Raw genomic sequence first — 8307 nt, forward strand, 5'->3', positions numbered from 1 at the left:
AATGGACTTTTTTTAATATTTGAACGAAGTGTTCAATTTGATTTTACAATCCGCCATAATATAAAAATTAATACAATTACATTATAATTATGTTACAAATGCGATTTAGAAAGCGTGATTTTTTATGAATAATGTAATCGGACGTTCATCGTGTACTTCTATTCTTATTGGTAAGAAGGCTTCTCTCACAGGAAGCGTAATTATTGGTCGTAATGAAGATGCTAAAACCGCTTGGCCCAAACATCTTGCATTTAATCCGCATCAAGATAATGTAAAAAATAACCATTTCAAATCAAAAGATAACAAATTTGAAATGGATTTACCTGAAACTATTTTTTCATATTCTTCAACACCAGAATGGACAGACAAGTATGGCGTCTTTGAAGAAGATGGTATCAATGAACATCATGTAGCAATGAGTGCTACTGAAAGTGCATATGCCAATGAACGAGTATTAGCAGTTGATCCTTTTGATACAGAAAAAGGTATTTTAGAAGAAGCCATGGTAACCGTTGTTTTGCCATACGTTAAAACAGCCCGCGAAGGCGTACAACGTTTAGGTGAAATCGTCGAAAAGCATGGTGCTGCTGAAGCAGACGGTATTTTATTCAGTGACCCAGATGAAGCATGGTATATGGAAATCGGTTCAGGCCATCACTGGGTTGCTCAAAGAATTCCTGACGACTCTTACGCAGTAGTTGCTAACCAATTGGCAATCCAAGCTGTCGTCTTCGATGGTAATGATTTTATGTATTCAAAAGATCTAAAAGACTTTGTTTACCAAAATCAATTATGGCCTAAAGATGCCGTCTTTAACTGGCGTGAAATCTTTGGCACACATGACGATAGCGACTTGCATTACAACACACCTCGTGTCTGGATTGGGCAAAAATTATTAACTCCATCTGTCGAGCAAGAACCACAAGATTTTGACTTGCCATTTATTAGAAAACCGGACAAGCCAATTTCTATTCAAGACGCACAAGCCGTATTGAGCAATCATTACCAAAATACGCCTTATGATTTAACTAATCCTAAGAACAAGAATAATGCGACATTTAGACCTATTTCTGTTGCTACTACCCAAGAGTCTCACTTATTAGAATTAAACGGTGAAAACATGATTCATTGGTTAGCAATGGGTATAGCTGCACAAAGCGTTTATGTTCCATTTTACCCACAAGGAACTAAGGTCCCTACTATGTATAAATATGGCAAGGAAACTTACAGCACTAACTCTGCTTACTGGGTATTTAAACTGGCAAGCACCTTAGCTGACCGCGATTGGAATAAATATGGAACAGACTTAAGCAATGCCCAAGACGAAGCTAGAGAAAAGACTACCCGTCTGCGTTACGAATATGATCAAAAATTAGCTAAAGAAAGTGATCCAGCTAAGAGAATTGACCTTGTTAATGAAGCTAACGAAAAGATGGCTAAAACTGCTACGGATATTTTCAAAGAATTGTCTGCTAAATTAATCACCAAGCAAACTGGCGATTCACCTCTTCGCTTCAAGATGGATCCTAACTTATAGTTCATAACAAAAATACCTAGTTCAAAATTTTGAACTAGGTATTTTTTACTTCTTTTGACTCATCTTACCATCCATCATTTCATAAATATGATCCGCATATTTTTCAAGACGAGGGTCGTGCGTCACAATTAAAATTGCTTTTTCACGTTCTTTAGCCAGCTTCTTAAATAACTTACCAACTTCTTCTACATTTTGCGTATCTAAAGATGCCGTTGGTTCATCTGCTAGCAAAATCGCTGGGTTAGCATAAAGCGCCCGCGCAATTGCCACACGCTGCTGCTGACCACCTGACAATTCATTAGGATATTTTTTAACTAATTTAGTAATACCCAAATCCTCAAGCAATTTATCCAAATCTTCTTTAGACAAATTATCTCCCTTTTTAACTTTATCGACCAAAACAAATTGATCATGAACAGTTAAATACGGAACCAAATTATAGGCTTGTAAAATAAAACCTATTTCATTTAAACGCAAACTATTTCTTTTTTTATCAGAGAACTTGCTAATATCTTCTCCGTTAACGATAACTTGGCCTGAAGTTGGCTTCTGCAGTGAACCGGCAATAGTTAAAAACGTACTCTTACCGGCACCGGAAGGTCCCATAATCAAAACCAATTCGCTCTTATCAGCTTCAAAATTAATATCTTTTAAAGCTTCAACTTGCGCATCGCCTTTACCATAAATCTTTTCTACATCTTTTAACTCAATTACTGCCATTTTATTCACCAATTGCCTTTGCAGGATCAACCTTTAAAATTGATCTAATCGGAATCAAACTACCAATAATACCCATTACAAGCATCCCTAGCGTACCAGCAATCATAATAGTTGTGGTAAAGCTCATAGGCACCGCAGCGGGTAAAACAGCGGCTGTGACCCACATCAATATTAAGGCGATAATCACTCCCACAACGACCAAAATAATTGATTGACTAACTGTTGCACCAACTAGTGTCTTGCTTGGAATTCCCTGTGCTCTCATTACAGCCAAATTATGCATTTTTTGCATCGTCAAAATGTATAGGAAAACTGCAATGATAATTAGAGAAATGACAAATAAGAATCCAATCATTAACCCAAAGGTCATATTTTGTGCAGTATAACCTGGCAATTTATTAATAAATGTGGCAATCGGATATGTTTTTGCATCTTTATAGTTGTATTTATAATTAGCATTTTTGGAAACAATCGCTGCAGCAGCTACATTTGGTGCAACCATCCGCAGTTTTCTCCATGTAGCAAAAGAGCCATAGATAATTGGGGCAATGTTGATCTTGGCATTATTAACGAAGCCCACAATCTTATACTTTCTAGCTGAACCATTCAAACTAATCTTATCGCCTAAACGATAGCCTTTATCCCTTAAGCTTGAATCTACGGTAATTTCTGTTTTACCTTTTCCTCGTTTACCAGCTACTAAGTCCTGGTCTTTGTAAATAAATTGGTCTTTCTTAATCCCTAAAAATTGCGCAGAAACAGATGGCCGATTTTTAGATTTAACTACTACCGCCACTTGACCAATATATGCTTCATTTTTACCAATATCATCGTCTTTTAAATCTTTTTTAGTCAAAATAGATTGACCCAAACTAATATTGGAATTTTTATTTAAAACAATTTTCTTAGCATTCCAACTATCGATTGCCTGTGTATTTTCACTCGCTAATCCCACGGCTAATGAAGACAACATAAAAATCAAATAACTGATTAAAAAGATCATTAAAATGATTAAGCCATAGCGCAACTTTTCATGTTTAATTTCTTTTAGTGCTAAAAACAATTATTTCATCCCCTTTGCAATCATGTATAAACTCTTCTTGTAACGAGCAAGGTTCTTCTCTTGATTTTCTGGGTCTGACAAGCAAAGATTGATTACTTCATGACTTAAAACCATTGCACTCCATAATTGTGGACTCATATTTAATAATTGTCTTGAATAAATCTTGAAGTTATCCGGAATTAAATATTCATTTTGCGACATGTGCAACTTCATCATTGGTTCATATTTACTGTTTTGAGTCTTATCAATAAATTTAATAACTCGATCATAAAAATGATCAGGATCAAATTTTTCATCAGGACTCATATTAGCGTGAATAGTATCGATCGCAATATGATACATATAAACATAAGCATCTGTTAAATCATCGAAATACTTATAGAATGCACCACGTGCAATGTCTGCCTTTTTGACAATATGAGAAACTTTAGCATCTGCTAAAGGATATGTACTAAACTCTTCTAACAAAGCCTTTTCGATTCGTTCGCGTTTAGCGGAAGGTAAATTTTTAAATGTTGCTTTAACCATTTTTATCCTCTCTTTCAACACACTGACGTTTTGTCACCAATCAACTATTATACTATTCTTTTGTGACGTATTGTCAATGAATATACATAAAAAAAGCTGCTTGCTTTTTTACTAAGCAAGTAGCCGATTGTAGAAGATCATTCGTGCAATATTTTTCTTAACGCTAAATTTTGCTAGGGCACAATTATCCATCGTATCAATTTTATCCATATCGCCATTAGTTAAGTAGTGCGCCGCCATCATTCGAATCAAACGACCATGAGCTACTACTAGCACCTTTTTATCAGGATACTTTTGGTACATTTCATCTAAAAAGTCACCGCAACGCTTGTCAAAAGCTTCGTAGCTTTCACCATTCTTGGCATATCTTACATAGTTGCGATTAACCTTTCCCCAAGGATCAACAATATCAGGATATTCCTTAACGATATCATCCATCTTCTTGCCATCCCAGTCACCAAAGTCAAATTCAAGCAAACGATCATCAAGATTGATCTTTTTCTTATCTTTAGTAAAAATTTTAGCGGTCTCGACTGCTCGCTTCATTGGACTAGAATATACTACGTCAAACTCATCTTCATCGAAGTTAGCTGCTGCTTTTTTAGCATAAGCGCGGCCATAATCATTTAATTCCGCATCAACATGCGCGCCTTGAAGACGATTATCCTTATTAACATCTGTTTGACCATGACGAATAAAAACTATTTCCATCATTAATACCTCGCATGACTTAATCAATGAATTAATTTTACGCGTAATTACGCAATCTTTCCAATTTCTTAATTTCTTTTCTACTAATTTTCCTATAAAAAAGTTTACAATAATAGTAGACCAATTTAGAAAGAAGAATGTTTATGTCCCGCATTACGATTGAAAGAGACGGTTTAACTCTCGTAGGTGACCGTGAAGAACCATTTGGTGAAATCTATGACATGGCTATTTTAATGCATGGTTTCACTGCTAATAGAAATACAGATTTATTAAGACAAATTGCCGATGATTTACGCGATGAAAATGTAGCTAGCGTTCGTTTTGATTTTAATGGTCACGGCGAAAGCGATGGTAAATTTGAAGATATGACTGTCTGCAACGAAATCGCCGACGGTAAGGCGATCTTGGACTATGTCCGCACCGATCCACACGTTCGAGACATCTTCTTAGTGGGACATTCTCAAGGTGGCGTAGTGGCATCAATGCTTGCAGGTCTTTATCCTGATGTTGTAAAAAAAGTAGTCCTCTTAGCTCCTGCAGCTCAATTAAAAGACGACGCATTAAAGGGTAACACTCAAGGTGCAACTTATGATCCAAATCATATTCCTGAAGTTGTGCCATTAGTAGGCAATAAATTAGGGATGAAGCTTGGCGGCTTTTACTTAAGAACTGCACAAGTTTTACCAATTTATGAAGTATCTCAACGTTTCACTAGACCAGTTTCCGTAATTGCCGGTACTAATGACCAAGTCGTTGATCCAAAATATGCTAAAAAATACGATGAAGTTTATGAAAACAGCGAATTACATATGATCCCTGATGCTGATCATAGATTTAGCGGTGAATACAAAGACATGGCAGCTGATTTAACTGCGCAATTTTTAAAGCCTGCGTTTTAACGACGTTTAAAATCAAAGTTAGTTCTAAAGACATAATGATCTGATGAACTAACTTCGGGCACAAATTGGAATTCAAAATCATGAAAATCTCGCAACTCTGCGGGATTTTTTATTTGGTTTTCGGCAATGAAGCGCACCATTTCACCGCGTGCCATCTTGGCATGAACACCTACAGTTTTCCATTGATCATTTTTTAATTCTTGAAAATCAATGGTAATCATTTTTCGATTTTCGTTTAAATACGGCTTAACCAACCGCATATATTGCTTGGAAGCTAGATTAATGACTGTGTCATCATCTTTAAACAGACTTTCAGCAATAGCATCACCCCAGAAATGGTACAAGCTATAATCAATAAAACCTTTCATCTTGGTATTAAGTTCTAAACGATATGGGCAAACACCATCAAAAGGTCTAAGCATCCCGTAAAAGCCGGATAAAATACGCAAATTTTTTTGAATATAATCAAGCGCTGGCTGAGTAAACAAATCCGGCGCCATATATTGGTATTGAATGCCTGAAAAAGCCAAAATAGCAGGCGTTAATCGTTCATCCAAATTCATATTCTTTAGCTGCTCGATACTCTGCTCTGTCACCTTTTTACTAGCATGCCATAACTCAGTTAATTGGTCTTCAGAACGCGATTTTAAAAATTTCTCCAGTACTTTAGTCTTATCCAAAAATTCAGGTTTAGACTCAACTAGAAAAGAATCACGATCAATTTTCATAATTTTTGCGGGTGCAATAATAATTTTCATTTTTAGATTTCACTTCTTTAGGTTAAACTTAACTAGTAATTAATAAGGAGGAAAAATGATGAATCCTGATTTTGCAATTGTCTTAACTTTTAAAATAAACGGAAATGCGGATGCGGACTTTTTAGTCAAAACTGCTAGAAACATTGGTGCACGTGCCGTGATAACCAATGCTCAAAAAGACGATTTTAAAGAAGCTTGCAGCAAATACACTATTTTTCTAGCTGACGAAGCAGACGGTGTCGATTTAAACAGTGATGATGTAATTGACACTATTGTTACTAATCGTCAAAATGGCAAAAATACTATCATTAACATCCCTGTAACCGACGGTAAATTTGACGATACTACTCAAAAGTTGCTTGATACCATTAATTCTTGGATGCACTTATTTGGTCATGCTTTAAATGAAGGCAAAAGTAGCACTCTTGAAAGCAACAATGGTTTTATTTTAGAGAATCGGCACGCAGATTACCAAAAATATGTTTTTGTAAAACGACCACTCCCTGAAAAAATTGAGGTTACCGGTTTAACTCAAGAACCTAACCGCGTTGAATGGATCGATCACAGAACTGATCTTGATTTTACTTTTAAAGACGGTAAATTGACCATCAATCTTACTGAACCAGAAAGTGATTTAGCTTGGCAAGTTTTGCGTATCCAAGCACATCGTCCAGAAGACGACATCATTCACACTGAATTCTAACAAAAACCCTTCTCGCAATGAGAAGGTTTTTTAGTTAATCTTCGATCCATTATCATAGAATTTTCTAAAGCGATGAGCTTCTTTGTCTAAAGTGATCTCATCGTTTACTTGAGATAATTTATAGCCCACAAAATACGGAGGAGCCTCAAAACGGGTAATATATTTAGCACAAACACCACCATCTTCGCGTGGATAGAAGAACAAATTGTATGAATCACATCTGCCATTGTACATGATATTAAGCAAGTATTTAGCACCGCTCTGAATCCAATCTGCCCATAGGTCAATACTATCCTTAGTTAAAAGATTAATATTTAATTCTGTATATCCTTGTACGGGGTGTTCGGCAATATTGACTTCTACCCCATTTTCATCAAAAAGCGTTTCACCTTCAAAATTATTAGGGTGAATATATTTATAACCATCTTCATGCTCAAAGCCCACAATCTGCATGTGTGGGTGAATCAAAGAACCGCCCGAATGCGGACCATAGTTTTTATACCAAACAACGGTCTGATAATCTTTATTAGCCGCCATTTTTTCAAAACATGCAAGGCTAAACCGCATCAATTTACGATTATGCTCTTTAGTATAAATACTAATATCACCATGGTGATCGCTTGATTCAATTAATACGGTCTGATTAGTATCACGCAGAGTAGGATATTTATTTTTCAGCCAAATCATGTCATCTTCTTTTTGATAAATATCAGTTAAATTAGCTACATCACAAAATGGACAAACCTTCTTCTTTTTGTCCTTACGGTAAGACTGCGGCTTATCTTTTGCAATATTCATTTGAAAAACAAGTGGATCATTATTCATATTTTCCCTCAAAGTCTGTTAAAATTAATAACGTATATTATTCTGAAAGTATTATATAGTAACTTTACTAGGATAAAAATAGTTGCTATACTGTTTCAAAGCAAACACTTATTCGAAAATCTAATGAGATGGGTATTTGATAAAATGCAATCTAGAACGGAACTTAGAAAACATAATAATCGAAATAATCTCTATTTAATAATTATCGGCGTAATTGTCATAATTGCAATTATTGGTGGTGTAATTTTTTACAATAAGAAGGTAGAAAGCGAACAACGTGAGCGTGCCTTTGCTTCTACTCACTTCAATCCTAATGTTACAATCTATGGCGTTAAGGTCGGCAAATTAACAGTTAATAAAGCTACAGCGAAGATTAACGAAAAAGCTGATAATGTCATCTTTTTAAGAAATAAAAAAATAGTTTCTGAAAGGGATGCAAATATTCAAACTGTTGATAAGCAAACTGTTAAAGAATATTTTGACAAGCAACATACAGATTTGATTAATAATACGCGTGGTGCTAGTTAAATCGTTCTAGGCAATATGCCATGTTGTAAGCTAAT

Annotated in this window: 9 protein-coding genes and 1 pseudogene; 4 read left to right on the top strand and 6 right to left on the bottom strand. The window is 35.5% G+C overall.

Translation table 11 applies throughout. The features are described from left to right. Positions 1–124: 124 nt before the first annotated feature. Positions 125–1537 (top strand): C69 family dipeptidase, encoded by a 1413-nt coding sequence (locus tag CP368_RS08360; protein WP_087176203.1) that lies wholly within the window; start codon positions 125–127, stop codon positions 1535–1537. A gap of 45 nt (positions 1538–1582) precedes the next feature. On the opposite strand, the gene CP368_RS08365 is transcribed toward CP368_RS08360, so the two are convergent. From CP368_RS08365 to CP368_RS08380, 4 genes are all read right to left on the bottom strand, one after another. Next, complete coding sequence (locus CP368_RS08365) at positions 1583–2257, bottom strand: ABC transporter ATP-binding protein (protein WP_098043964.1); 675 nt, start codon at positions 2255–2257, stop codon at positions 1583–1585. Position 2258: 1 nt separating this feature from the next. Then, complete coding sequence (locus tag CP368_RS08370; protein WP_098043957.1) at positions 2259–3320, bottom strand: ABC transporter permease; 1062 nt, start codon at positions 3318–3320, stop codon at positions 2259–2261. Beyond that, the gene (locus CP368_RS08375) at positions 3321–3848 is read right to left on the bottom strand and encodes a TetR/AcrR family transcriptional regulator (RefSeq protein WP_098043956.1); all 528 of its coding nucleotides are present in this window, start codon (positions 3846–3848) and stop codon (positions 3321–3323) included. Between the two features lie 111 nt (positions 3849–3959). Then, positions 3960–4559 carry a histidine phosphatase family protein gene (locus tag CP368_RS08380; RefSeq protein WP_098043955.1) on the bottom strand — a complete coding sequence of 200 codons (600 nt, stop codon included), beginning with the start codon at positions 4557–4559 and terminating at the stop codon, positions 3960–3962. A gap of 143 nt (positions 4560–4702) precedes the next feature. Here CP368_RS08380 and CP368_RS08385 point away from each other — a divergent pair, with 143 nt between their 5' ends. Continuing rightward, a complete protein-coding gene (locus CP368_RS08385; RefSeq protein ID WP_025005923.1) occupies positions 4703–5458 on the top strand; it encodes an alpha/beta hydrolase in 756 nt (251 codons plus the stop codon). Here CP368_RS08385 and yaaA read toward each other — a convergent pair. Beyond that, on the bottom strand, positions 5455–6216 hold the full coding sequence (gene yaaA, locus CP368_RS08390) for a peroxide stress protein YaaA (protein WP_098036402.1): 762 nt from the start codon (positions 6214–6216) through the stop codon (positions 5455–5457). The genes CP368_RS08385 and yaaA overlap by 4 nt on opposite strands. 58 nt (positions 6217–6274) lie before the next feature. On the opposite strand from yaaA, the gene CP368_RS08395 reads away from it, so the two are divergent. Further along, positions 6275–6919, top strand: a complete 645-nt coding sequence (locus CP368_RS08395) for a hypothetical protein (RefSeq protein ID WP_098043953.1) — start codon at positions 6275–6277, stop codon at positions 6917–6919. A gap of 30 nt (positions 6920–6949) precedes the next feature. On the opposite strand, the gene CP368_RS08400 is transcribed toward CP368_RS08395, so the two are convergent. Then, entirely contained in the window at positions 6950–7744 is a 795-nt protein-coding gene (locus tag CP368_RS08400) for a DUF4931 domain-containing protein (RefSeq protein WP_087176817.1), read from the bottom strand. A 144-nt stretch (positions 7745–7888) separates the two neighbouring features. Here CP368_RS08400 and CP368_RS08405 point away from each other — a divergent pair. After that, positions 7889–8260 (top strand): annotated as a pseudogene (locus CP368_RS08405) (murein L,D-transpeptidase); the annotation flags it as partial. Positions 8261–8307 lie beyond the last annotated feature (47 nt).

The sequence above is a fragment of the Lactobacillus sp. UMNPBX17 genome (assembly GCF_002553735.1).
Lineage (GTDB): Bacteria > Bacillota > Bacilli > Lactobacillales > Lactobacillaceae > Lactobacillus > Lactobacillus gallinarum.

Bases quoted from the DNA above. Each gene is read 5' to 3' on its own strand.
- CP368_RS08380 (WP_098043955.1), bottom strand. From the start codon at position 4,559: ATGGAAATAGTTTTTATTCGTCATGGTCAAACAGATGTTAATAAGGAT.
- yaaA (WP_098036402.1), bottom strand. From the start codon at position 6,216: ATGAAAATTATTATTGCACCCGCAAAAATTATGAAAATTGATCGTGAT.
- CP368_RS08385 (WP_025005923.1), top strand. From the start codon at position 4,703: ATGTCCCGCATTACGATTGAAAGAGACGGTTTAACTCTCGTAGGTGAC.
- CP368_RS08400 (WP_087176817.1), bottom strand. From the start codon at position 7,744: ATGAATAATGATCCACTTGTTTTTCAAATGAATATTGCAAAAGATAAG.
- CP368_RS08375 (WP_098043956.1), bottom strand. From the start codon at position 3,848: ATGGTTAAAGCAACATTTAAAAATTTACCTTCCGCTAAACGCGAACGA.
- CP368_RS08365 (WP_098043964.1), bottom strand. From the start codon at position 2,257: ATGGCAGTAATTGAGTTAAAAGATGTAGAAAAGATTTATGGTAAAGGC.
- CP368_RS08395 (WP_098043953.1), top strand. From the start codon at position 6,275: ATGAATCCTGATTTTGCAATTGTCTTAACTTTTAAAATAAACGGAAAT.
- CP368_RS08360 (WP_087176203.1), top strand. From the start codon at position 125: ATGAATAATGTAATCGGACGTTCATCGTGTACTTCTATTCTTATTGGT.